A 23,196-nucleotide genomic window follows, 5' to 3' on the forward strand; every position below is an offset into this window, starting at 1 on the left:
TATCATATTTAACTGTTATAAAGCATTAATTTTGAATGCACTATGCCGCTTTTACTGCTTTTCAATAATTTGAATTTTTCTGGGATTATTAAGTCTAATTCTGATTCCGAGTATATTAGCCCATGTTTTTTTATAGCTACAGGTATCAGCTCCCATAGTTTGTTTAAAATATTTTTATTAAAAGGAGGATCTAATAATATTAAATCAAATTGTTTTGTGTTTTTTTTGCATATAAAATCAATAGCTTCGCCGTAATAAACATTTATATTTTCAGCTTTGATTTTTTTAATTGTTTTCTTTATAAACATGATGGTTTCTTTATTGTTATCTACCATTTGTATAAAACCAGCTCCTCTGGAAGCAGCCTCAAATCCCAATGATCCACTTCCTGCAAACAAGTCAAGAACATTCTTATCTGTGAAATTATTATCCCAATGATTATTTATCCAGTTAAACAAAGTACCTTTTACTTTGTTTGGCGTTGGTCTTAGTCCTTGCATAGTTGGGAATGTAACTTTAGTATTCTTATATTGTCCAGATATAATACGAGTAGAGTTTTTGATCATGTTTAAGTTTTTTAAAAAAAAATCATTTAAAGTTAGTAATAAAGAATTACCAGATTGTACTGATTCAAATAATTATTTAGAAAAAGAACAAGATAGTAGCGATAACCACGAGAGCACTATTAAGAATAATAGTTTAAATCATACAGATGATGATAAACAGATATTAGTAAAAGAATTAGAATATTCGAATCTTAATAATAGTTGGTTTGGTATTTTGAAGAAAAGTTTATCTAATACTAGCAAGAAATTAAGTACAATTTTTTATAATTTTAAGGATAATGAAGATTTATTTGAAAATTTAGAAGATATATTAATAACATCTGATGTTGGTTATAGAACCACGGAAAAAATTTTATCAAAATTAAAAGATAAGGTAAAGAAAGAAAGAATATCAGATCCTGTACATATTAAAAATTTACTCAGGACTATTTTGATAGATCAATTGAAGCCTTTAGAGGGCATAATTAACATAGACAAGAAACCATTTATAATTTTAACTTCTGGTTCTAATGGAGTGGGAAAAACAACTTCTATTGCGAAATTATCATATTATTTTAAGAGTAGAGGTTTATCTGTTTTGCTTGTGGCTGCTGATACATTTCGTGCCGCAGCTTGTGAGCAATTGAGAAATTGGGGAGATAAAAACAATATACCGGTTTTTCATACGGATTCTTCCGATCCATCTTCAGTTGTGTTCGATAGTATACATTATGGCAAATCAAAAAATATTGATGTCATTATCATAGATACAGCAGGCCGCCTAGCTTCTAATCAAAACTTAATGTCTCAGTTGGGCAAAATCAAAAAAGTTATTTCTAAGATAGATAGGGATGCTCCTCATGAATCTATTTTGATAGTGGATGGTAATATGGGCCAGAGTGTTTTGACGCAGCTAGAGTCTTTTAATAATATAGTTGATTTAAGTGGATTGATTATTACTAAACTAGATGGCACTGCCAAAGGTGGAATATTAGTTGCTATATCTGATATGTTTGAAAATAATGAAAAAATTATACCTGTATATTGGGTAGGTTTAGGTGAAGGCATATCTGATTTATATGACTTTAAAGCTGTTGAGTTCGTTGATGCATTGTTGAATTAATTTTTTATTATCATGGTTTTTATAAATAATATTTCTAGAAGTCATTTTATTGTTTTATTATCTAATCACACGATATACTTAAATCGAAAGAGAGATGAGATGAGTTTACATATATCCTCTACTGTAGAGATTATTCATGAATTACGATCAGGACGCATGATTATATTAGTAGATGAAGAAGATAGAGAAAATGAAGGAGATCTACTTATAGCATCGGAATTTGTTTCTGCAGATGCTATTAATTTTATGGTGAAGTATGGTAGAGGTTTAGTATGTCTCACGCTAACAAATGAGTATTGTAATAAGTTAGGTTTGACGATGATGTCGGATCGAAATAGATCAAGATATGGCACAAACTTTACTCAATCTATTGAAGCAGCATGTGGTATTGATACTGGAATTTCTACTGCGGATCGTGCACATACTATTAAAGTTGCCATATCATCAGATACAACTCCTGATGACATTGTGCAGCCAGGTCATATATTTCCTGTTCGTTCTGTACCTGGTGGAGTACTAGTTAGAGCAGGCCACACTGAAGCTGGTTGTGATCTAACATCAATAGCTGGATTAATACCATCATCTGTAATTTGTGAAATTTTAAATGACGATGGGACAATGGCCAGACTCCCAGATTTAATAAGTTTTTCGCAAAAACATAATATAAAAATAGGCACTATATATGATTTAGTACAATACAGAATTAAGAATGAGTCTATAATAAGCAGAATAGGGCATCGTAATATAAAAACTCTTCAAGGAACTTTTAAATTAGTTTTTTATAAGGATTTATTTCATGACAAATCCTTGCATATTGCTTTAATTAGCGGAGATCCTAGGGAAACCCATGAAACATTGGTTTACATTTATAAATCAATCTCCATAGTAGATATTATGGATGTTAATGAAAAACCATTAAGTTTTAATAATGCTCTGAAAAATATATCTAATTCTTTGTCAGGAGTACTGGTGTTAATAAATTGCCAATCAATAGATAACAATAATATATCAGAGCAAATTAATAAAATATTAAATTCAGAAGATGCTAATAATGTAAATATTAATAGCCTTGATTCGTATAGTTGTGGTATAAGTGATCAGATTTTACGTGACATAGGTGTCAAAAACATGAAAAATATTATCTGATCTGTATTTAATGTTCATTAAAAACGATCTTAATCATGTAGATTACATAGATGGTTTTTGTTTATAAATTTTAATTATTGGGTGTATTTTATATCATGAATATTTACAGCATTGATCCAGATTTAAATGGTAAAGGTCTTAGCATTGGTATAGTTAGATCAAGATTTAATGGTGATATCAGCCAAATTGAATTGGACTATTGCATTGAAGAACTTACTAATTTAGGAGTCTCTAGTGATGATATTGTACTAGTTACAGTTCCTGGAGCTTTGGAAATAGGTGTTGCATTATCACATATGTTAGAAACGTATGATTTTAATGCGATGATTGCTTTGGGTGCTGTTATTAGAGGCGATACTTTTCATTTCGAGATTGTTAGTAATGAAATGTCATCTGCTATAAATAATGTTTCATTAAGTACTGGTGTACCAATAGCTAACGGGGTTCTTACTGTTGATTCTGAGGAGCAAGCAAATATAAGGGCTGCTAAGAAAGGTTATGATTGTGCTAGAGCTGCAGTGGAGATGTCTAATCTTATAATAAAACTTAGAGCTGATCAAAAATATGAAGATGAGTAAATTTTTAACTAATTAAAGAGGTTGGATTATATGCGTAATGCTCATCATAAAGGAGCTCGTCGTCTTGCTCGTGAACTTGCTCTTCAAGGTATTTATGCTTGGCTTTTATCTGGAAATAAATATAAAAATGTTAATGAAATTCATGACGATATACATGATAATGGCAAAAGTAATTTAATCGACAATGATTGGTTTAAAATTCTTATAAATGGCGTTTTAGATAATCATGATTTGCTATGCGAAAAATTTACTCCTTATATAGATAGATCTTTAGATTCAATATCACCGGTAGAATATGCAATTTTATTGATGGGTAGTTTTGAGTTAATAAATCACATTGAGATTCCATATAAAGTCACCATAAATGAGGCAGTTGAATTAGCAAAATCATTCGGTGGAACCGATGGTTTTAAATTTATAAATAGTGTCTTAGATAAATTAGCTAGTGATATTAGAAATAGTTAATTAACTTAATTGCGATTGTAATACCTTAATTTATTTCCCTGTCTTTTATTTGATATATAATCAATTTCTAATTTACATTTTTCTATAATTATTTTAATTTGTTATATTTACTTGATTTGTTTTTATATTATGAAAAATCGTTATTCTGTAGGTTTTCCAAACTTCTCTTGGATTTGTAAGAAGCCTGAAAGGCTAGTATCATTCGGGTTTGGTAGTGGTTTAATCAGACCTGGATCTGGCACATGGGGTACCGTTTTTGCTTGGTTATTATGGTATATAATTCCTTGGCATTTGATGAGTAATTATGCAATATTTTCAATTGTGTTATTAGGGTTTATATATGGTTGTATTGCTTGCAAACGAGTTGATAATGAATTAGGAGCTCACGACCATGTAGGTATAGTATGGGATGAGATTGTTTCTTTTAATATAGTTTTATTGGTTGTTCCCAATGTTTTTCATGTGCAGTTTATTTCTTTCATGATTTTTAGATTTTTCGATACTGTGAAACCATATCCTATAAATAAAATAGATAAAGAAGTTAGCAGTGGAATAGGTATAATGATGGATGATTTGATAGCTGCATTTTATACGATAGCATTAGTTGCTTTTGTCTATAAGTTTTGATCTTATTAAATGCATTTTCTTTTTTCTGGATAGGTTTATATCATCTCTAAATCTCTTTGCAGCTATTGAGGATGCTTCTCTCCAATTATCATTATTAGATGCATATATTATTGCTCTAGATGAACTTATCATTGCTCCAGAACAATTATTATTCGTGCCAGATACTACCGTAGAATATACCTCTCCGCCCTGAGCTCCTATTCCAGGTACAAGTATTGGCATATCTTCACCAATAGTTTTTCTTATTAAAGCTAATTCTTTCGGAAATGTAGCACCAGCCACTAACCCAAATTGTGAGTTTATGTTCCATTCTTCTGATATTACTCTTGCTATGTGTAGGTATAGAGGAGTTCCATCGATTATTTTTAATGATTGGAAGTCAGACCCACCTGGATTAGAAGTTCTACAAAGAACTAACACGCCGCGATCCTCCCACTCTAAATATGGCTCTATAGAATCTAATCCCATAAATGGATTTACTGTTAATGCATCAGCTTTATATCTTTCAAATGCTTCAATTGCATATTTTTCTGATGTATCGCCAATATCTCCTCGTTTTGAATCTAAAATAATAGGTAAATAAGGATAATTACTCCTTATGTATGCGCATATTTCTTCTAGCTCTTCCTCAGCCCTATAAGCAGAGAAATAGGCGATCTGCATCTTAACACTAGATATGTATTCTGCGGTTGCTTCTATTATACCTTTGCAAAATTCAAATATAGATTTTTTATTTCCTGCTAATTCTTTAGGAAAACGTTTTGGATCAGGGTCTAATCCGACTTGCAATAGTGAATTATTTCTATCGCAGGATTGTTCAATTTTTTTTATGAATTTCATTTTAAGGGGCTAGCTGGGATTTATTAGTATTTTAACTTCAAAATTAAAGTAAGATTTATTAATTTTAAAAAGTATGCTATTAATTTAATAAATGTATATTTAGTTAAATTTTAGATTTGTTTTTAATAATTTTACAGGTTTCTATAGACAGATGTATTAATTTTTATTAACAAGTGATAGTTATTAATGTATTCCTTCATCATGTTCAACTGACCTTAAATATCTTCTAACTTCATAAATAGCTCTTCTAGATTTTATATATTCAAGCCATTTGATATCAGGATTAGATTGTTCTGATGTTACTATTTCTACTATATCGCCATTATTTAATTTTTTGCAAGGTGAACACCATTTTCCATTAATTTTAGCAATCAACAATGTATTACCAAGGCTAATTTTAATAGCATATGCAAAGTCTATGACAGTAGAATTTTTTGGTAAAGTAACGATCTTTCCTGATGATGAAAAAACATTTATAGAATCTTGAAAAAGGTCAATTCTCACATATTCTAAAAACTCTTTTGGATTATATATTTTATCTTCTATATTGAATATAGATTGAAATTTACAATTTTCTGGTTGGCCTTTAGATTCAATATTATCTCGTTTTTGTATCCAAAAATTAGTGATTCCATTTTCAGCTAAATTATCCATGTTTTTGGTTTTAATTTGAAATTTTATTTTTATACCATTTGAATTAATTACAGTAGTATGTAAGGATTGATATCCATTTATTTTTGGCATAGCTATATAGTCTTTAAATTTTCCATGTATTGGCCTATATGATTGATGTATAATCCCCATTGCTAAATAGCAATCTGATACCTTATCGGTGGTAATATTGAAGCGGTATGTATTGGTAATCTCAGAAAAAGGAATACTGTGTGATGACATTTTTTTATAAATACTGAACAATGAATCCGCATTACCATTCCTGATTTCAATACTTAGATTATTTTTTGATATTTCTTTATAAATATCATACTTTATTTTATCGCTTAACTTGTTGTGTTTTTGTCTCTCAAATAATAAAGCTTTATACATTATCTTAAATCTACACGGATAAATTACAGCAAAACTTAAATCTTGTAATTCTTTATGCGTAATGCTCAAACCAAGTCTATAAGCAATTGGGGCATATATCTCTAATGTTTCAGTAGCAACCCTTCTTTTTTTATCTGGGTTAGTTATAGCATTTATAGTACGCATATTGTGTAATCTATCAGCTATTTTTATAAGAATTACTCTAATATCTTTATTTGTAGCTATTAAAATCTTTCGTAGATTTGCGGCTTGTTGCTCAAGTTTATTATTGAAATTTATTTTGTCAAATTTTGATAATCCATCAACTAATGATGCCACATTTTTACCAAATCTTGTTTCTAATTCTAATCTTGATATACCATGGTCTTCCATAACATCATGTAATAATGCTGCAGACATTGCGTCTTTATCTAGTTTCCATTGCGAACATATCTCGGCTACAGCTACAGGATGTGATATGTAAGGAGAACCACTGTCTCTTTTTTGACCAGAGTGTACTTTGTCAGCAAAAATGAAAGCCTCACAAACTAATTGTAAGTCCTTTTTAGACAGATGTAATTTTAGTTTTTTAAGTAAAGATAAGAAAGAATTATTTTTAATAAGTAAAAAATGACCAAGATTGCTCTGTAACTTGAAGTAATCTTTATTCCAAAAATTCAGAAACTTAAAAAATCTTAATAAGTTACTGGAAATAGTCCTGAATTCATTTGAACTCATAATTGAACATTAAAGTTAACCAGGGACTTTAGATAGCATTTCCAGTCCTGAAAGTCCTCTGCTTATTTCACGCAGAGCCAGAACTGTAGGCTTATCCTTGCTTTCTAATTTTGGAGCATGGCCCTGTGCTAATTCACGAGCACGGTATGCTGCTGCTAATGTAAGATCAAATCTATTATTTATATTTTTTAAGCAGTCTTCTACTGTTATACGCGCCATTTTTTTAGTTCGCCTCTACTGTTAAATATATGACTCTATACTTCAAATAATATAAGACAATCCTGTCATCTATTAAGCTAATAAGCAATGCCTAGTTTATTAAACAAATTCTTATTTTTAAGATACTGATATTGAAATCTCAATTTTGTTGATTTGATGATATAGTTTATTTCTGATAATGCCAAATTGAAATCAGAGTTTATTATAACATAATCATAATCTTTAGCATGCATGATTTCACTTTTAGCTACAGATAATCTTCTTTCTATAACTTCCATAGAATCTAGTGCACGAAGAATTAAGCGATTTCTTAGCTCCTCTATTGATGGTGGAAGGATAAAAATCCTGATTGCATCTGGGTAATAATTTTTTATTTGATCTGAGCCTTGAAAATCTATTTCCACTACAATGTCATTATTTTTAACATCTCTATTATTCACAAAAGATTTATGCGTCCCATAGAAATTATTATGCACTTCCGCCCATTCTACAAATTCGTTGTTATTACGCATTTTTAAAAAATCTTCTATTGTTACAAAATAATAATCAACCCCATTTCTTTCGCCTACTCGAGGTTTTCTTGTTGTATAAGATACGGAAAGTGATATCGATTTATTATCTTTCAGCAATGCTTTTATTAAACTAGATTTTCCAGAACCACTAGGTGCTGTTACAATAAATAAATTGTTATTGCTCATATAAATTAATTTTATTCTATAATCTTTATTAATCTGGGTTTTAGCTTCCATAATTATTTCATATTATACAAAACAATTATAGGAGTTATGTTATATTTAAATATGTACTTTATAGTTTTGTATTTATAATTTATAACATAACTAATTTGTTGAATTATTGCAGTTGTTTTTTATAATATTTTTAGCTTATTGCTTATTGTATTTAAATTACTTTAAATTTAGGTAGGTTACATGGACTCAATTTTTATGGAAAATATGCAGAAGCAAGATTTCAAAATTCCGGAGCGCTTCCCATTCGACACTTTTCAGGATGCCGAGTTGGCTGTTGATCGATTAATCGAAATATACGAACGCAATACTAAATTCTTACGTGATGAATTTAGTAATATATTAATTAATCAGCAGGGCAACAATATAGATTATCGTGTGAGATCCTGCTATCCAGCTATAAGGATACAAGTTAGTACTCATGATTCTATAGATTCTAGATTTTCTTATGGACATGTTGCTGAGCCAGGCATTTACCAAACTACTGTTACTAGGCCAAAGCTTTTTAGATCTTATTTAGTGGATCAAGTTAATCAATTACTCCATAATCATCGTGTTCCTGTTAGTGTTGGCGAGTCTAACTCTCCAATACCATTGCACTTTGCCTTCTCAGAAGGGGCTCATGTTAAGTATAGTGATACTAAGTCCATAAATAGACCATTAAGAGATATATTTGATGTTCCAGATCTTTCAGTTACTGACGATGCTATTGTTAATGGTACATGGAGAGAAAAGGAAGGGGATAATATAAAACCCCTGGCTCCTTTTACTGCTGCCCGTATAGACTACTCTCTGCAGCGTCTACAGCATTATACAGCTACTGCTCCTCATTTTTTTCAAAATTATGTTTTATTCACCAATTATCAATTCTATGTTGATGAATTTTGTGAAATGGCAAAGAAGTTAGTAATGGATGGCACAGGTGGTTATACATCATTAGTAGAGCCTGGAAACATCATTACTAGCAATGATGGATCTGATCAGAATCAAAATTTGAGTATAAGAACTCCTCAAATGCCTGCATATCACTTGACTAGACCTAATCATTCAGGAATCACGTTGGTAAATATTGGAGTAGGGCCTTCAAATGCTAAAACTATAACTGATCATGTTGCCGTGTTAAGACCACATGTTTGGCTAATGCTAGGTCATTGTGCAGGTTTACGTGATTCACAGCGCTTGGGTGATTATGTGTTGGCACATGGATATGTACGTGATGACCATGTCTTAGATGAAGACTTGCCTTTATGGGTTCCTGTTCCAGCATTAGCAGAAGTCCAAGTAGCATTAGAAAAGGCTGTTGCAGAAATATCTGGATTACAGGGATGGGATCTAAAACGTATCATGCGAACAGGTACAGTGGTTACTATTGATAATAGAAACTGGGAATTGCATGATCAGCTTGAGGTTGTAAAACGTTTTGCTCAATCACGCGCGATAGCGCTTGATATGGAATCAGCAACTATTGCAGCTAATGGTTTTCGCTTACGCGTTCCTTATGGTACTTTATTATGTGTTTCAGATAAACCATTACATGGGGAATTGAAATTACCTGGTATGGCTAGTGATTTTTATTTAAAACAGGTTAGCCAACACTTAGAAATAGGTGTAAGAACTCTTGAGTATTTAAGGGATATGCCATCGGAGAAGCTGCACTCTAGAAAATTGAGAACGTTTATGGAAACTGCTTTTCAATAATATTTAATGGTGGAGCGGAGGAGGATCGAACTCCCGGCCTTCGCATTGCGAACGCGACGCTCTTCCAACTGAGCTACCGCCCCATTTCATTCATATAGGTTATTGCTAATTACAGCAATAACTGGCGCATGATCTGATGGTTTTTCAAATCCACGTAACGATTTGTCTATTTTGCAAGTCTTACAAAATTCTTTCAAGGAATATGATAGTAATATGTGATCTATTCTGAATCCCATATTACGTTTAAAAGATAATCTTCTATAATCCCACCAACTATAGGATTTTTCAGGTTGTTTAAATAATCTAAAGGCATCTACTAAACCTAGCTGTATAAGTTTATTGAATGATTTGCGCTCAGTACTGGATGTTAATATCTGGTCTTTACAAATCTCTGAATTATAAACATCATCATCTTTAGGAGCTACATTATAATCACCAAGCACTATAAGATGGTCATTTTTTAGTAATTCATTTTTTACTAGATCAGCTAATTTATCAAACCATTTAATTTTATATTCATACTTTTCGCTGTCTATCATTTGACCATTAGGGCAATATACACACACAACACAAATTTTTCCAATTTCTGATGAAATAGTTACGGATATTAATCTTTTTTGTTCTTCAATATTGCCGTATAGATTATATGAAGTTTTTGTGGATTGATATCTGCTGACGATAGCTACGCCATTAAATGTTTTTTGCCCAAGCCAATAGCTCTTGTAGCCTAAGCTCTTAAATGATTCATATGGAAATTTATCGTCAGTAATTTTTGTTTCTTGTAGACATAGAACATCAATATCATTCTGAACTAAAAAATTTAATACCTGTTCTAAACGTACTTTTAAAGAATTAACATTCCAGGTTGCTATATTCATATAAAAATAACCATACGGCATGTCATAAAATAACAACAAATGACAGATATTTAAAATATGATTAAAAATTTATAAGATTATTACTAGCTTAATAACATGTTTTTAACAGACGTTGCTAGACGACTCTTATGACGCGCAGCTTTGTTTTTATGAATTATACCTTTATCTGCTATTCTATCTATTATGCTTGTCGCTTTTCTTAAAATATTCTCAGATGTACTCTTATCTTTCGATTCAATAGATTGATTTACTCTTTTTATAGCAGTACGTAACATTGATCTTAAACTAGAATTATGTTTATTTCTTTCTACTGATTGACGTGCACGTTTACGAGCTTGTGATGTATTAGCCATTTTTCCTTAATTCTTTTTAATTTAAAGTTATAAAGTAGTCAATTATAAAGTTTTTATAATTTAAGTAAAATATTTTTTGCTTATAAAAAATATTTTATAATGTTTAATAATTATTCAATTATTAAATATTATAATTATATGTTTATTTTTATATTAAAATACAAGTATTTTAATATTCTTTTTTTGTGATAAATAAATTAAAAAAATCTTTCGATCTCATGCCACATATAAATAATAAGGCAACATATATTATAAATCCTACTATTAGTATAGATGATAGTATCGAAAATCTTTGTATTACATTCGATTGTAGCTCAATCCAGTTAATTTTATGATCAAAGAAATTCAGAAAAACTCCCATTAGAATTGATGCTGGTATTAAACGCAATAGGATAATTATCCATCCATTTTTATATGATTTAAATACATTATTTCTTTTTAAAAGAAATAGCATAAATATAGAATTCAATGTAGCACCAACGCTGTAAGAAATAGCTATACCTATATGAGAGTATAATGGCACAAGGAATATATTTAATGTTTGCGCAAGAAACAACGATATCAATGCAGTTTTAGTAGGTGTTAAGGTATCTTGCATCGCATAGAATGCAGAAGATAATATTTTAATAGTCATCATTCCTAGCAATCCTATCGAATATGCTAGAACAGCTGATTTTGTATTACATACATCTATTTGATTAAATTCTCCATAATGGAATAACACAGTTACTAATCCATTTGGTATTGCTACCATGCATACCATCGAAGGAACTCCAAATAACAATATTATTTTAAGACTATTATTTATTAATAAATTATATTTATCTTGATTTTTACTGACATATGATCTTGATAGATCAGGTAGCATTACTGTACCTAATGCCAATCCTATTAATGCAGTTGGTAAATCTACTATTCTGTCTGCTAAAGTTAGCCATGTTAAGCTACCTGGTGCTAGCCAGGTAGCTATATTTGTATTTATTAAAAGAGAAATTTGAGATATAGAGACACCAATTAATGCAGGCATCATTTTTCTTATTATATTTTTTACATATTTGTCGTTATATGCTCTAGCAAAATCAAATGACACAGACGGTTGTAAATTTATTTTTGATATAGCTATCCATTGTATAGAAAGTTGTGCAATGCCTCCTACTATTACTCCTATGGATAAAGCATATATTGGTTGGATTGTTTCCTTTGCAAATATTAAGCAAGTCAGAACCATTGAAATATTAAGTAATGCTGGTGTAATAGCAGGTACAGAGAATTTCTTCCAAGTATTTAATATACAAGAGGCAAATGCTGTTAGAGAAATAAGAATAACATATGGGAACATTATTCTTGTCATTAGTACAGTTGCATTGAACTGATTGGTATCATTGGTATTTTTGCATATTCCGCTAGCAAATATTTTAATTATTAAAGGAGTGAAGATTAAGCCAAGTATAGTAATTACTATTAAAGAAGTTGTAAGTAAAAGCGCCATTCTAGTGATCAAATTGTGAATATTTTCGCTTAAACTATTTTCACTTTTTGACTCGCTTCTCGCTAGACTCAACGTAGGTATAAATGCCTGAGCAAATGAACCTTCTGCAAAAATCTTTCTGAGCATGTTTGGTATTCGAAAAGCTATCCAAAAAGCATCACTTAGAGAATTTGCTCCTATGTTTTTTGCTATTACTATGTCACGAGCAAGTCCAGTTATACGTGATAGTAATGTAAAAACACTTACAGTTATTATAGATCGTAGTGTTCCTTTCAAAATCATAATCCAAAGTTATCTTTAATTTAAATATTGCATTAAATAATACAGGTTATTAATACAGACTTTTTTAATTAATTCCATATAACTATAATTTGTTCTTATTTAATCAAAACTTGCTAAAAGCATAGTTGAATATTTATTCAACTATGCAAGAAAAAATTCTTTTGCTAATTTCCTCAACTGATCCAATCCCAGATATTCTTACATATTTAGGAGCATTGTATGGATCATTTTCATACCATTCCGAATAATATTCAACCAATGGTCTAGTTTGCTTTTTATATACTTCTAATCTGTGTTTAACAGTTTCCTCACGGTCATCTTCTCTCTGTACTAAGTCCTCTCCTGTGATATCATCTTTCTCTGGTACTACTGGAGGATTGAATGTTATATGATAGCTGCGACCACTTGTGACATGTACTCTTCTTCCGCTAATCCTCTCTATTATACTACTCTCAGGAACTTGGATTTCTACTACATAGTTCAATTCTATTTTTGCATTTTTTAAAGCATTTGCTTGCGGAATAGTTCTAGGAAAACCATCTAATAAATAGCCATTTGCACAATCTTGATTCTTAAGACGAGATTTTACTAATTCGATAATGATTTCATCTGGCACTAATCTCCCGGAGTCTATTATTTTCTTTAATTCAATACTGAATTCTGTCTCAGCTCTAATCTCTGTACGTAACATATCCCCAGTGGATATCTGAGGAATATTAAATTGCTTTGTTAAAAAAGCTGCTTGGGTGCCTTTGCCGGCTCCTGGCGGTCCGAGCAATATTAGACGCATGAATACTCCTGAATTTTAATATAAATTATTATAAAATATAAAAACTATTGGCAATATATTTGCATTTTCCTACTAAATATATCTCTTACTTTTTCTAAATCTTCAAGAGTATCAACTCCTGAATATATTTCTCTATTAACAATATCAACTGTTACTTTATAACCATTTTCTAAAGCTCTTAGCTGTTCTAATGATTCTAGTCTTTCCAATTTCCCTTTTTTCATAAATGGATATTTTTTTAAAAAAGATACTTTGTAAGCATATATTCCGATATGTCTATACCCATATGTATTATCCAGTTCTCGATTAATCCATGGTATACCTGACCTTGAGAAGTATAGTGCGTTATTTGATAGATCACAAACTACTTTAACAATGTTTTTATTTAGCATATCTTTTTCATCGTTAATTTTAAAGGCACATGTCGATATATTGGCTGAACTAGAATTTTTTAGTTTTTTTGCAACGGAGTTAATGATTTCTGGTTCTATTAATGGCTCATCTCCCTGTACATTTACTATTATCTCTTTATTTTTTAGTTTTAGTGCTTTTACAGATTCCGATAATCTGTCTGTTCCAGATTGATGATTCTGTGATGTTATTATGCTCTTAAAGCCATATTTATTAACGGTATCATAAATTTGTTGACTATCTGTTGCAACGTAGATTTCTCTAGCCTTAGATAATGATGATTGTTGAGCTACTCTGACAATCATCGGTAGGCCACATATATCTTTTAGTGGCTTACCAGGTAGTCTAGTAGAAGACATCCTAGCAGGTATAATCACTATAAAATCATTATTTAAATCTGCTATTGACTTATTTTTAATTGATTCTTTAATAACCATGTTATATGTCTTGAATTGATCTAGCTTGGTCGCACAACATTATTGGGATACCGTCACGTATCTGAAATGCTATTGCATCAGCATTGCAAATAAGCTCAGTTTTAATTTTATTATAAACTAGTTTCCCACCGCATTTAGGGCAAATAAGCACATCGATAAAGTTATCTTTCATAATGAGTTATTTTAAATTATTTATTTGAATTGTTCTGCATATTATAAATGATCTTTTAATTTCATGCTGGCTTGATGCATTTGATTTGATAAATAACTAAAAAAATCTTTGTCTGAAAATTCTGCGGCTACACTTATTTCCCAAATCCTGGGATCTTTACTACCAGAATATTTAACAGCATCTTTTGATGTTATTAAAATAGCATCGGCTGATATATCACAAAATGAAAAGTTATTAAGTTTACAATGGTCCATTAATTTTATGTGTGACGAAGGGTATATCATGCAATCATTAAGAGTCTTAATAAATCTTTCATTATTTCCTATCCCTGATATTGCAACAATTTTTCTATGATAGTTATTGCGATTAAAATAGCTTATTGGGCGATTATTTTTTAACCCGCTTATATTAAAAGCAAACTCAGGTCTCAGATACATATCTATATGATAAGGTTTACTCTTTTCAAGACAAATACTCTTATTAATCATTTCTTTACAATTTATTCTATTGCTTACAATTAGATCTACTTGATCAAGTCTTAGCACAGAATCTCTTAATGGTCCAGATGGTATTAATCTCCCATTTCCTATCCCTCTATTATCTTGAACTATGATCTCAAAATCCCTTTCCATTGAACTATGCTGCAATCCGTCATCCGAGATAATAATATCAATATTTGGGAAATTATGTAACAGTGATTTTATTGCAATACATCTTTTAGGATGAACTGAAATAGGAGCTCCTGTTTTTTTTGTAATTAATGTTGGTTCATCACCGAATTCTGAGTAATCTACATCTTTATAGCCTACTTTTGCAGTATTTCCAATCCTGACACCATAACCTCTGCTTATAATACCTGGATTCCAGCCTTTAGCTTTTAATTCTTTGGTTATTGATATCACAACTGGTGTTTTCCCAGTTCCTCCTATGTATATATTTCCTACAACGATAATAGGTATTCTAGCTCTAAAAACTTTTAGTATTTTTGACTTGTATAGATAATTTTTAATAAATAATAAGAACTTTATTGTCTGTGAAATTGGATATAGAATATTGCTTAGTAAGCCTTTTCTCATCCACTGTTTATGTATATATTCATTCACTTTATTATAATTCATAGAGCTCATAATTAAATTAAAGATATTTTTTGTTGCCTAAAATGAAAATAAATACTGAAAATATCTGACAAATTACGTAACTATTGTATATAGAAATTTATATAAAGAATATATCCACAGATTTTGTGGATAATTCTGTTATTAACTTTGCGAATGGATTGTGTTGCTTATTATTCAAGTGGTTTGTACAATAATTATACAGTTTTGTGAAATAATTATATTTATCAATAAGATACGATATGTTTATTTGCTTCTTAAGATTATTTAATTATTTTTTGTTAGGATATATACGATATTTATATATTGTATTGCCCTGTGGATAGTTATAATTGGTTAATTAAATGAAAAATGATAGCGATAGTGATTTAGATGATATCTTCACTGTTTCGGAATTAAATAAAAAAATTAGTTTATTGCTTGAGAATGAAATTTCTTTAGTATGGGTTAGGGGAGAGGTTTCTAATTTTATTATTGCTAACTCTGGTCATTGGTATTTTACCCTAAAAGATAGTGCCGCCTCAGTAAGGGTTGTTATGTTCAAAGGCAGAACTAGCACAATAAAACAGATACCAAAAGACGGTGATGAACTAGAGATTTGTGCAAATGCTTCTTTATACATACCTAGAGGTGATTATCAATTACAATCTATTTCTATAAGAAAATCTGGGGTTGGTGGATTATATGAAAAATTTTTGGAACTAAAAAATAAATTATCCGAAGATGGTGTTTTTAATCAAGCAAATCGTAAACCAAAATTAATACCTATATCCGTTGGGATAATAACGTCTCTACGATCTGCTGCTCTTAGAGACGTTCTGTCTTCGTTAAAAAGAAGAGCCCCTTATGTTAAAATTGTTATATACAATACTCCTGTGCAAGGAGTAGATGCTGCGAAAAAAATATTAGAACAAATTACTATCGCCAATAATAGACTAGAAGTTGATACGCTTTTATTAGTTCGAGGCGGTGGCAGCTTAGAGGATTTATGGTGTTTTAATGATGAGTCTTTAGCACGCACTATAGCTAATAGTTACATTCCTATAATAAGTGGAATTGGTCATGAAACCGATTTTACTATAGCTGATTTTGCTTCAGATATAAGAGCTACAACACCCACAGCCGCTGCTGAGCTTTCTTGTCCTAATATTCTTGACCTGATGAGTAAAATTCAGTTTTGCTGGAAGCGCCTAAGTAAATCTCAAAGACATATAATAAATAATTATTTCCAATCTTTAGACATATTATCTAGGAAAGTTTTGTCGCCTTTAACAAATATCAATACTAACCTAGAAAAGGTTAATCTATTAAAAAAAATGTTAATTTCTTGTTCTAGGAGTAATTTATCTAATAATTGGTCGATGTTTAATTTAATTGCAAATAGTTTGCATTTTAATACCCCAAACATTAGTATTGAGGAAAAGAGATTTTTGATGTTGGCAGATAGACTTAAAAGGGTTTATAGTGGATACCTTTCTTCAAAACAAGCAGCAGTTCATTCTGTTATAGTTGGTCTTCATGCTTTAAATCCAGAGAACATTTTATCTAAAGGTTATTCTGTTGTTCGTGACACTTATGGCAATGTTATTAGAAATTATGATTGTGTGTCACAAGGGCAGAAACTAGAGATTCAAGTATTAGATGGTTTTATAGAAACCATAGTGCATAGTAGTAAAGTTAAATAAAGTTTTTTAAATGGAGTTTTTATAGCTATGATTTATAATCTTCCACCTTTACCTTATGATGTAAACGCTTTATCACCGTATGTTTCTAAAGAAACTATAGAGTTTCATTATGGGAAGCATCATAAGGCATATGTTGATAACCTTAATAATCTCATTGTTAACAATGAGTTAAAAGGATCAACTTTAGAAGAAATTATTAAGAAATCTACTGGTGTTATATTTAATAATGCCGCTCAAGTATGGAATCATAATTTTTATTGGAATAGTCTTAGCCCTGTTTTTAATCAGCAACCTTCTAACTCTTTATTAAAATCAATAGATTCTAAGTGGGGTAGTTTTGAAAATTTCAAAGAAGCTTTTACCAAATCGGCATTAAGTAATTTTGGATCTGGATGGACTTGGCTAGTCAAAAAAACAGACGGATCTTTAGAAATAATTAATACAAGCAATGCAAATTGCCCTATCACTACTGATAATAAGGCCCTTTTAACTTGTGATGTATGGGAACATGCTTATTATATAGACTATCGCAACGCTAGAGCTAAATATTTAGATAATTTCTGGAAAATAATAAATTGGGAATTCGTGGATTCTAATTTTGCTGTTTAGACAAGTTGTGTTTTATTAACTAGAAAAGGACGTCAACAAACTAATGCTGTCGTCCTTTCATTATTAAACAATTATTAAAAATAATAAAACAAAATTTCAATAAATATCTAATTAATATAACAACTAGGAGATTACCCGTGTTGTTTTATGCCGATGTAATATTAAGTGCTTGTTTTCCTTTAGGACCTTGAACAGTTTCATAAGATACTTTCTGGCCTTCTTTTAATGTTTTAAAACCATCCATTTGAATTGATGAGAAATGAGCAAATATCTCCTCTCCACCATTATCTGGAGTAATAAAACCAAAACCTTTGGCATCATTGAACCATTTTACGGTTCCTGTTGATTTAGATTGGTTACGATCGGTATTAAATGTGTCGTTTGTACTAGACATGCAGACTGCCTCTTTAAATCACATGCTTGCAGATAAAAAAATAGAAATGAATAGAAAGCCAGGAGATTGTTACGCATGCAACAATCTAACTAGCAATATTAAACATTCCAACATTGTGATAATGCTACTCTTTCCTTTATCTAGTCAATAGACTAAGCAATACTTGTAATAATTTTCTAATAATTATATCGTTATTCCAACATTTAAGGTTATTTTTACAACATTTATTGATATTTGTTTTATATTTTAAACGTTCATAAATTTTTTATTTTTCTTAGGATTTAATGTTATGAAAAAAAATAAATGGTTTGAGGAGTTACAAGAAAATATAGGGAATAGTATTGTTAGTGGTGCTTCTAGTTTAAAAAAAGATATAGAAAATGGGGTAAGTCTTTTAGTAAATAATGCCGTATCTAAATTAGATCTAGTTACGAATGAAGATTTAGAGTCACAAATAGAAATTTTAGATATTGTTAGAGAAGAGATATCTAAATTAAATCAATTAGTTGCTAACTTAGAATTACGCATAGAAGAATTGGAAAACAATAAATAGATTTTTCTCATATTCATATAGTTTTTATAATGATCATGCTATAATAGGATAGCACTTAGTTGATAACGATTAAGTGTTTGTTTTTTTATAAGTGGCAATTTGGTTAAAGTTCCATTTTTGATTATTAAAGTTTTAATTTTAATATATGGTCACCAATCTTGCTATATAACAACAATATTTTTAGGGACAATTATGCCTAAAATGAAAACTAAAAGAGGCGCAGCAAAACGTTTCCAGTTTCGCAGTAGCGGCTCCATAAAGAGGGCACAGGCTTTTAAGCGTCATATTCTTACAAAGAAAAATGCTAAAGTAAAGCGTCAGTTACGCGGATCTGCAGCGGTTCATAATTCAGACGTGGCCCTAGTTAGAGCCATGATGCCTTACGCTTAAATTAATGGAGAACTAATATGCCTCGCGTCAAACGTGGTGTTACTGCACACGCTCGTCATAAAAAAGTAATAAAGGCAGCTAAGGGTTACCTTGGTCGCCGTGGTAATGTCTTTAGAGTAGCTAAACAAGCAGTTATGCGTGCTGGACAATACGCATATCGTGATCGTAGAAATAAAAAACGTACATTTAGATCATTGTGGATTACCCGTATAAATGCAGCAGTAAGAGAACATAATCTAAATTACAGCACATTTATGGCTGGCCTAAAGAGAATCATGATAGAGATTGATCGTAAAGTTTTATCAGATATGGCTGTAAACGATAAAAAAGGGTTTTCTTTCTTGGTTCAGAAGGTAAAAGATATTTTATAAATTAATGCTCCCTTGCAAATATATTTTTTGTTATATTTACAGGGGCAAAGTGCTTATCAAATGAATTTATCACTAGATAATATTATTAAACAGGCTGAGGATGCATTTGAATCTGCTAAAGATTCTAGTAGCCTAGATAAGGCTAAAGCTCATTTCTTGGGAAAGAATGGTGTTTTTGCTTCTTTGTTTAAGGAGATTAGTACCGTAAGTTCAGAGAATAGAAAAAATTATGGCGCTATTATAAATTCTGCTAAAAAGAAGGTAGAATTTTTGCTTTCTCAGTGTCGGGACAGATTACTAAATAAAGAATTAGAACTTCGTTTATCTTCTGAGGCTATTGACGTTACATTGCCAGGCAGAGGCTTTGGCACTGGTTCTATACACCCTATAATGCGCAGCTGGGAAAGAGTTGAGAGAATATTCCATTCAATAGGTTTTGATATTGTTGATGGTCCAGAGATAGAGAATGATTGGAATAATTTTACAGCATTAAACAGTCCACTAGGACACCCAGCACGTTCAATGCAAGATACTTTTTACATAGACTTGAAAGACAAAAATAATTTACAGCTTCTTTTGCGAACCCATACAAGTCCTATGCAAGTCAGACATTCTAGCATTAATAAGCCTCCAATAAAGATTATATCACCTGGTAAAACATATAGGGTAGACAGTGATTCCACCCATTCGCCTATGTTTCATCAAGTAGAGGGATTATGGATAGATAAAAACATATCATTCTCTGATCTCAAGGGTGTTTATACTAGTTTTTTAAAATGTTTTTTTGAGGATGATGATTTGAAAATAAGATTTCGTCCTTCGTTCTTTCCATTCACCGAGCCATCAGCAGAAATAGATATGATGTTTAATACCGGAGCTAATCGTGGAAAATGGTTAGAGATATCAGGTTCTGGGCAGGTTCATCCAAATGTAATTCGTAATTTTGGCTTAGACCCTGAATATTATATGGGTTTTGCATTTGGTTCTGGTTTGGAACGTCTTACAATGTTGCGCTACGGTATTAGTGATTTACGTTGTTTTTATGAAAATGATCTACGTTTTTTGCGTCAAATTAGATATTAAAATTGGTTTTTTATAATGCAATTTCCAGAATCATGGCTACGATCTATAGTTAATCCTGATATTACAAGCAATGATCTAGCTGAAAAACTAACAATGAATGGTCTAGAGGTTGAGAGTATATCTCACTCTGCAAAGACTTTCTCAAACAAAGTTATATCTGTTAAAATATTAGATCTGATTGATTTGTCAGAGAATCATGATGATTTCTATATATATAAAGTAGATTGTGGCTCTTCATATGGCATTTGTTATGCTATTTGTCATGTTTCTTCAGTTAGATCTGGAATGGTTGTTCCTATGTTTTACATAGATTCAGATTCTCCTATTTTCAATAGATATAAACCCCTATCGCTTGATATAAAGTTTAATGGAATTATATCTTCTTCTGAGGAGGTAGGGGTTTTTGATAATGTTGACGGCCTACTGACACTGGATAAAAATTTTGTTCCAGGGGTTGATCTAAATAACATACTAAATATAGATAATATATTTACAATAAAATTAACTCCCAATAGAGCTGATTGCCTTTCTATTCTTGGTTTGGCTAGAGAGGTCTCTGCTATAACTAATGCTAGTATTAATATACCGAAATATAAATCTATATCAGAATCTATAGATGATTTTTTGCCAGTCAATATATCTTCTGACGGATTATGTGGACATTACTCAGGTAGAGTAATACGCAATGTAGATTCGAATGTGGATACTCCTGCTTGGATAAGAGCTAGGCTAGAAAATTCCGGACAGAAAAGTGTCTCTGTATTAGTAGATATATCTAATTACTTAATGCTAGAATTTGGAATACCATCCCACATCTATGATCTAGATTCTATAAATGGCGGTTTAAATATTCGCTGGTCTAAAAATGGCGAGAGCATAAATCTAATAGACGGTAAGAATATAATTCTTGATGAGAAAATAGGTGTTGTGAGTGATAATGATGGCCCTATCTGTTTAGCAGGAATAATGGGTAATAAAAATACATCTATTCGCAGAGATACTAAGAACATCTTTCTTGAATCTGCTTTTTGGTTTCCTAATGCTATTTCAGGGAAATCCAGATCATATAAAATAAACTCTGAATCAGCATATAGATTTGAACGTGGTATTGATTATTCTAGGGTATTAGATTTTCTTCACACTTTAACTGGTCTAATAGTAGAAATTTGCGGTGGTGTCGTTGGTCCCGTTTCTAGTATTATTAAAGAGATTCCTAGCAGAGATCCTGTGGAGATGAGATTATCTCGTTGTAGGATAGTGCTGGGTATAAATATAAATTGCGAAGAAATTTGCATTATATTTACAAAATTAGGTTTTGACTTCAAGGAATGTAATGATGTTTTTACCGTAAATCCTCCTTCTTATAGATTTGACATTTCAATAGAAGAAGATTTGATTGAGGAGGTAGCAAGAATGTATGGTTATGAAAACATACCAACTTCTCCTCCATTAGCCTCTGTAAAAATGCTACCTGCTCCTGAAGGAAAACTAGATAGACATTATTTTAGCCATTTAATGGTTGATAGAGGTTATCAAGAAGTTATAAATTACAGCTTTGTGGATTCTGAGTGGGAGCGTGTTTACTGTAATAATCTAGATCCGATAAAGATACTTAATCCAATATCTAGCCACTTATCTGTTATGAGATCTAGTTTAATTGCTGGAATAGTTAACAATATAATACACAATGCTAATAGACAATTAACTCGTGCTAGGGTTTTTGAGATAGGTAGAGTTTTTTTTAGAGATGATTCTGTAAGTGATAGTCATGAAAACATAAAAGGAATTCGTCAATCAGTATTTCTAGCTGGTGCTGTTTGGGGTTCTGTTTTTGAAGAACAGTGGGGATTAAAGAAAAGATTAGTTGATTTCTATGATGTTAAGTCTGATGTTGAGTCCTTATTTGGAAATATATATTTAGATATAGAATTTAAGAAATCTTTTCATAATGCATTACATCCTGGTCGTAGTGCTAGTTTAGTTCTAAAAGATAGTAGCGTTATTGGTTGGATTGGAGAGATAAATCCTCAAATAACTTTTGATGCTGGCTTGGTAACTCCTCCTATTGTTTTTGAGATTGATTTGAAATATTTGATGAAAAGAAAGTTACCTTGTTTTAAACAATATTCTAGGCAGCCAGTGGTAACAAGAGATTTATCTATATGGCTGGATTACGCTATTGAATTCCGATCAATTAAAGATGAAATTGATAAGTTAATAGAAACTAATGATGATATTTCGATCATTAAAGATTTTATAGTATTCGATATATGGAACGATGTTAAAGATCCAGCCAAAAAACAAAAGAGTATTACCATGCGTTTTTATATGCAAGATGTGTCTACTTTAGATGAAGCAAGAATTTCTTTATGCATGAGTCTTATATTAAATAAGCTTATTCAGGTTTTTAATGTTAGCCAGCGTGCATAATAATTC

General features: G+C 30.9%; 26 protein-coding genes and 1 tRNA gene. 13 read left to right on the forward strand and 14 right to left on the reverse strand.

Annotated elements, in window-relative coordinates; genetic code table 11:
• Window positions 1–8: 8 nt before the first annotated feature.
• The gene (gene rsmD / locus ST1E_RS01410; protein WP_015389462.1) at window positions 9–566 is read right to left on the reverse strand and encodes a 16S rRNA (guanine(966)-N(2))-methyltransferase RsmD; all 558 of its coding nucleotides are present in this window, start codon (window positions 564–566) and stop codon (window positions 9–11) included.
• Between rsmD and ftsY the strand changes: the two genes are divergently transcribed.
• The 5 genes from ftsY to ST1E_RS01435 all read left to right on the forward strand — a co-directional run bounded on the left by ftsY (window position 565) and on the right by ST1E_RS01435 (window position 4,484).
• Window positions 565–1,668 carry a signal recognition particle-docking protein FtsY gene (gene ftsY / locus ST1E_RS01415; protein ID WP_015389463.1) on the forward strand — a complete coding sequence of 368 codons (1,104 nt, stop codon included), beginning with the start codon at window positions 565–567 and terminating at the stop codon, window positions 1,666–1,668. The genes rsmD and ftsY overlap by 2 nt on opposite strands.
• Window positions 1,669–1,767: 99 nt before the next feature.
• The gene (gene ribB, locus ST1E_RS01420) at window positions 1,768–2,814 is read left to right on the forward strand and encodes a 3,4-dihydroxy-2-butanone-4-phosphate synthase (protein WP_041186007.1); all 1,047 of its coding nucleotides are present in this window, start codon (window positions 1,768–1,770) and stop codon (window positions 2,812–2,814) included.
• Window positions 2,815–2,909: 95 nt separating this feature from the next.
• The gene (gene ribH / locus ST1E_RS01425) at window positions 2,910–3,392 is read left to right on the forward strand and encodes a 6,7-dimethyl-8-ribityllumazine synthase (protein ID WP_015389465.1); all 483 of its coding nucleotides are present in this window, start codon (window positions 2,910–2,912) and stop codon (window positions 3,390–3,392) included.
• 30 nt (window positions 3,393–3,422) lie between these two features.
• A complete protein-coding gene (gene nusB, locus ST1E_RS01430; protein WP_015389466.1) occupies window positions 3,423–3,857 on the forward strand; it encodes a transcription antitermination factor NusB in 435 nt (144 codons plus the stop codon).
• Window positions 3,858–3,986: 129 nt separating this feature from the next.
• The gene (locus ST1E_RS01435; protein WP_015389467.1) at window positions 3,987–4,484 is read left to right on the forward strand and encodes a phosphatidylglycerophosphatase A family protein; all 498 of its coding nucleotides are present in this window, start codon (window positions 3,987–3,989) and stop codon (window positions 4,482–4,484) included.
• Here the strand turns inward: ST1E_RS01435 and pyrF are convergent.
• From pyrF to gmk, 4 genes are all read right to left on the reverse strand, one after another.
• Window positions 4,458–5,324, reverse strand: a complete 867-nt coding sequence (gene pyrF / locus ST1E_RS01440) for an orotidine-5'-phosphate decarboxylase (protein WP_015389468.1) — start codon at window positions 5,322–5,324, stop codon at window positions 4,458–4,460. The genes ST1E_RS01435 and pyrF overlap by 27 nt on opposite strands.
• Window positions 5,325–5,507: 183 nt before the next feature.
• Window positions 5,508–7,085, reverse strand: coding sequence for a RelA/SpoT family protein (locus ST1E_RS01445; protein WP_015389469.1), 1,578 nt, complete (start codon window positions 7,083–7,085; stop codon window positions 5,508–5,510).
• Window positions 7,086–7,100: 15 nt separating this feature from the next.
• Window positions 7,101–7,304, reverse strand: coding sequence for a DNA-directed RNA polymerase subunit omega (rpoZ, locus tag ST1E_RS01450; RefSeq protein WP_015389470.1), 204 nt, complete (start codon window positions 7,302–7,304; stop codon window positions 7,101–7,103).
• A 77-nt stretch (window positions 7,305–7,381) separates the two neighbouring features.
• Window positions 7,382–8,002, reverse strand: coding sequence for a guanylate kinase (gmk, locus tag ST1E_RS01455; protein ID WP_041186008.1), 621 nt, complete (start codon window positions 8,000–8,002; stop codon window positions 7,382–7,384).
• A 231-nt stretch (window positions 8,003–8,233) separates the two neighbouring features.
• On the opposite strand from gmk, the gene ST1E_RS01460 reads away from it, so the two are divergent.
• Window positions 8,234–9,748 carry an AMP nucleosidase gene (locus tag ST1E_RS01460; RefSeq protein ID WP_015389472.1) on the forward strand — a complete coding sequence of 505 codons (1,515 nt, stop codon included), beginning with the start codon at window positions 8,234–8,236 and terminating at the stop codon, window positions 9,746–9,748.
• A 7-nt stretch (window positions 9,749–9,755) separates the two neighbouring features.
• Here ST1E_RS01460 and ST1E_RS01465 read toward each other — a convergent pair.
• From ST1E_RS01465 to lpxK, 8 genes are all read right to left on the reverse strand, one after another.
• A tRNA-Ala gene (locus ST1E_RS01465) sits at window positions 9,756–9,831 on the reverse strand.
• Between the two features lie 3 nt (window positions 9,832–9,834).
• A complete protein-coding gene (gene xth, locus ST1E_RS01470) occupies window positions 9,835–10,626 on the reverse strand; it encodes an exodeoxyribonuclease III (RefSeq protein WP_015389473.1) in 792 nt (263 codons plus the stop codon).
• A gap of 83 nt (window positions 10,627–10,709) precedes the next feature.
• Window positions 10,710–10,979 (reverse strand): 30S ribosomal protein S20, encoded by a 270-nt coding sequence (gene rpsT / locus ST1E_RS01475; RefSeq protein ID WP_015389474.1) that lies wholly within the window; start codon window positions 10,977–10,979, stop codon window positions 10,710–10,712.
• A 169-nt stretch (window positions 10,980–11,148) separates the two neighbouring features.
• Window positions 11,149–12,750, reverse strand: a complete 1,602-nt coding sequence (gene murJ / locus ST1E_RS01480) for a murein biosynthesis integral membrane protein MurJ (protein ID WP_015389475.1) — start codon at window positions 12,748–12,750, stop codon at window positions 11,149–11,151.
• Window positions 12,751–12,883: 133 nt separating this feature from the next.
• Window positions 12,884–13,540: an adenylate kinase gene (gene adk, locus ST1E_RS01485; protein WP_015389476.1), complete on the reverse strand. Its 657-nt coding sequence runs from the start codon at window positions 13,538–13,540 to the stop codon at window positions 12,884–12,886.
• 44 nt (window positions 13,541–13,584) lie between these two features.
• Window positions 13,585–14,388, reverse strand: coding sequence for a 3-deoxy-manno-octulosonate cytidylyltransferase (gene kdsB / locus ST1E_RS01490; protein WP_015389477.1), 804 nt, complete (start codon window positions 14,386–14,388; stop codon window positions 13,585–13,587).
• A 1-nt stretch (window position 14,389) separates the two neighbouring features.
• Window positions 14,390–14,560 carry a Trm112 family protein gene (locus tag ST1E_RS03895; protein WP_015389478.1) on the reverse strand — a complete coding sequence of 57 codons (171 nt, stop codon included), beginning with the start codon at window positions 14,558–14,560 and terminating at the stop codon, window positions 14,390–14,392.
• A gap of 41 nt (window positions 14,561–14,601) precedes the next feature.
• Window positions 14,602–15,678, reverse strand: coding sequence for a tetraacyldisaccharide 4'-kinase (lpxK, locus tag ST1E_RS01495; protein WP_015389479.1), 1,077 nt, complete (start codon window positions 15,676–15,678; stop codon window positions 14,602–14,604).
• Window positions 15,679–16,019: 341 nt separating this feature from the next.
• Between lpxK and xseA the strand changes: the two genes are divergently transcribed.
• Window positions 16,020–17,360: an exodeoxyribonuclease VII large subunit gene (xseA, locus tag ST1E_RS01500; RefSeq protein ID WP_015389480.1), complete on the forward strand. Its 1,341-nt coding sequence runs from the start codon at window positions 16,020–16,022 to the stop codon at window positions 17,358–17,360.
• Window positions 17,361–17,387: 27 nt separating this feature from the next.
• On the forward strand, window positions 17,388–17,969 hold the full coding sequence (locus ST1E_RS01505) for a superoxide dismutase (RefSeq protein ID WP_015389481.1): 582 nt from the start codon (window positions 17,388–17,390) through the stop codon (window positions 17,967–17,969).
• 145 nt (window positions 17,970–18,114) lie between these two features.
• Here the strand turns inward: ST1E_RS01505 and ST1E_RS01510 are convergent, their stop codons facing one another.
• The gene (locus ST1E_RS01510) at window positions 18,115–18,363 is read right to left on the reverse strand and encodes a cold-shock protein (protein ID WP_015389482.1); all 249 of its coding nucleotides are present in this window, start codon (window positions 18,361–18,363) and stop codon (window positions 18,115–18,117) included.
• 289 nt (window positions 18,364–18,652) lie between these two features.
• On the opposite strand from ST1E_RS01510, the gene ST1E_RS01515 reads away from it, so the two are divergent.
• The 5 genes from ST1E_RS01515 to pheT all read left to right on the forward strand — a co-directional run bounded on the left by ST1E_RS01515 (window position 18,653) and on the right by pheT (window position 23,190).
• Entirely contained in the window at window positions 18,653–18,916 is a 264-nt protein-coding gene (locus tag ST1E_RS01515; RefSeq protein ID WP_015389483.1) for an accessory factor UbiK family protein, read from the forward strand.
• Window positions 18,917–19,108: 192 nt separating this feature from the next.
• Entirely contained in the window at window positions 19,109–19,306 is a 198-nt protein-coding gene (gene rpmI / locus ST1E_RS01520) for a 50S ribosomal protein L35 (protein ID WP_041186010.1), read from the forward strand.
• Window positions 19,307–19,323: 17 nt separating this feature from the next.
• Window positions 19,324–19,677, forward strand: coding sequence for a 50S ribosomal protein L20 (gene rplT / locus ST1E_RS01525; RefSeq protein ID WP_015389485.1), 354 nt, complete (start codon window positions 19,324–19,326; stop codon window positions 19,675–19,677).
• 60 nt (window positions 19,678–19,737) lie between these two features.
• Window positions 19,738–20,760, forward strand: a complete 1,023-nt coding sequence (gene pheS / locus ST1E_RS01530; protein ID WP_015389486.1) for a phenylalanine--tRNA ligase subunit alpha — start codon at window positions 19,738–19,740, stop codon at window positions 20,758–20,760.
• A gap of 15 nt (window positions 20,761–20,775) precedes the next feature.
• Entirely contained in the window at window positions 20,776–23,190 is a 2,415-nt protein-coding gene (pheT, locus tag ST1E_RS01535; protein WP_015389487.1) for a phenylalanine--tRNA ligase subunit beta, read from the forward strand.
• The last annotated feature ends 6 nt before the right edge of the window (window positions 23,191–23,196 follow it).

Origin of the sequence: Candidatus Kinetoplastibacterium galatii TCC219, assembly GCF_000340905.1 — a bacterium.
In the GTDB taxonomy this organism is placed as follows: domain Bacteria; phylum Pseudomonadota; class Gammaproteobacteria; order Burkholderiales; family Burkholderiaceae_B; genus Kinetoplastidibacterium; species Kinetoplastidibacterium galati.

Bases quoted from the DNA above. Each gene is read 5' to 3' on its own strand.
- ftsY (WP_015389463.1), top strand. From the start codon at position 565: ATGTTTAAGTTTTTTAAAAAAAAATCATTTAAAGTTAGTAATAAAGAA.
- rsmD (WP_015389462.1), bottom strand. From the start codon at position 566: ATGATCAAAAACTCTACTCGTATTATATCTGGACAATATAAGAATACT.
- ribB (WP_041186007.1), top strand. From the start codon at position 1,768: ATGAGTTTACATATATCCTCTACTGTAGAGATTATTCATGAATTACGA.
- ribH (WP_015389465.1), top strand. From the start codon at position 2,910: ATGAATATTTACAGCATTGATCCAGATTTAAATGGTAAAGGTCTTAGC.
- nusB (WP_015389466.1), top strand. From the start codon at position 3,423: ATGCGTAATGCTCATCATAAAGGAGCTCGTCGTCTTGCTCGTGAACTT.
- ST1E_RS01435 (WP_015389467.1), top strand. From the start codon at position 3,987: ATGAAAAATCGTTATTCTGTAGGTTTTCCAAACTTCTCTTGGATTTGT.
- pyrF (WP_015389468.1), bottom strand. From the start codon at position 5,324: ATGAAATTCATAAAAAAAATTGAACAATCCTGCGATAGAAATAATTCA.
- ST1E_RS01445 (WP_015389469.1), bottom strand. From the start codon at position 7,085: ATGAGTTCAAATGAATTCAGGACTATTTCCAGTAACTTATTAAGATTT.
- rpoZ (WP_015389470.1), bottom strand. From the start codon at position 7,304: ATGGCGCGTATAACAGTAGAAGACTGCTTAAAAAATATAAATAATAGA.
- gmk (WP_041186008.1), bottom strand. From the start codon at position 8,002: ATGAGCAATAACAATTTATTTATTGTAACAGCACCTAGTGGTTCTGGA.
- ST1E_RS01460 (WP_015389472.1), top strand. From the start codon at position 8,234: ATGGACTCAATTTTTATGGAAAATATGCAGAAGCAAGATTTCAAAATT.
- xth (WP_015389473.1), bottom strand. From the start codon at position 10,626: ATGAATATAGCAACCTGGAATGTTAATTCTTTAAAAGTACGTTTAGAA.
- rpsT (WP_015389474.1), bottom strand. From the start codon at position 10,979: ATGGCTAATACATCACAAGCTCGTAAACGTGCACGTCAATCAGTAGAA.
- murJ (WP_015389475.1), bottom strand. From the start codon at position 12,750: ATGATTTTGAAAGGAACACTACGATCTATAATAACTGTAAGTGTTTTT.
- adk (WP_015389476.1), bottom strand. From the start codon at position 13,540: ATGCGTCTAATATTGCTCGGACCGCCAGGAGCCGGCAAAGGCACCCAA.
- kdsB (WP_015389477.1), bottom strand. From the start codon at position 14,388: ATGGTTATTAAAGAATCAATTAAAAATAAGTCAATAGCAGATTTAAAT.
- ST1E_RS03895 (WP_015389478.1), bottom strand. From the start codon at position 14,560: ATGAAAGATAACTTTATCGATGTGCTTATTTGCCCTAAATGCGGTGGG.
- lpxK (WP_015389479.1), bottom strand. From the start codon at position 15,678: ATGAATTATAATAAAGTGAATGAATATATACATAAACAGTGGATGAGA.
- xseA (WP_015389480.1), top strand. From the start codon at position 16,020: ATGAAAAATGATAGCGATAGTGATTTAGATGATATCTTCACTGTTTCG.
- ST1E_RS01505 (WP_015389481.1), top strand. From the start codon at position 17,388: ATGATTTATAATCTTCCACCTTTACCTTATGATGTAAACGCTTTATCA.
- ST1E_RS01510 (WP_015389482.1), bottom strand. From the start codon at position 18,363: ATGTCTAGTACAAACGACACATTTAATACCGATCGTAACCAATCTAAA.
- ST1E_RS01515 (WP_015389483.1), top strand. From the start codon at position 18,653: ATGAAAAAAAATAAATGGTTTGAGGAGTTACAAGAAAATATAGGGAAT.
- rpmI (WP_041186010.1), top strand. From the start codon at position 19,109: ATGCCTAAAATGAAAACTAAAAGAGGCGCAGCAAAACGTTTCCAGTTT.
- rplT (WP_015389485.1), top strand. From the start codon at position 19,324: ATGCCTCGCGTCAAACGTGGTGTTACTGCACACGCTCGTCATAAAAAA.
- pheS (WP_015389486.1), top strand. From the start codon at position 19,738: ATGAATTTATCACTAGATAATATTATTAAACAGGCTGAGGATGCATTT.
- pheT (WP_015389487.1), top strand. From the start codon at position 20,776: ATGCAATTTCCAGAATCATGGCTACGATCTATAGTTAATCCTGATATT.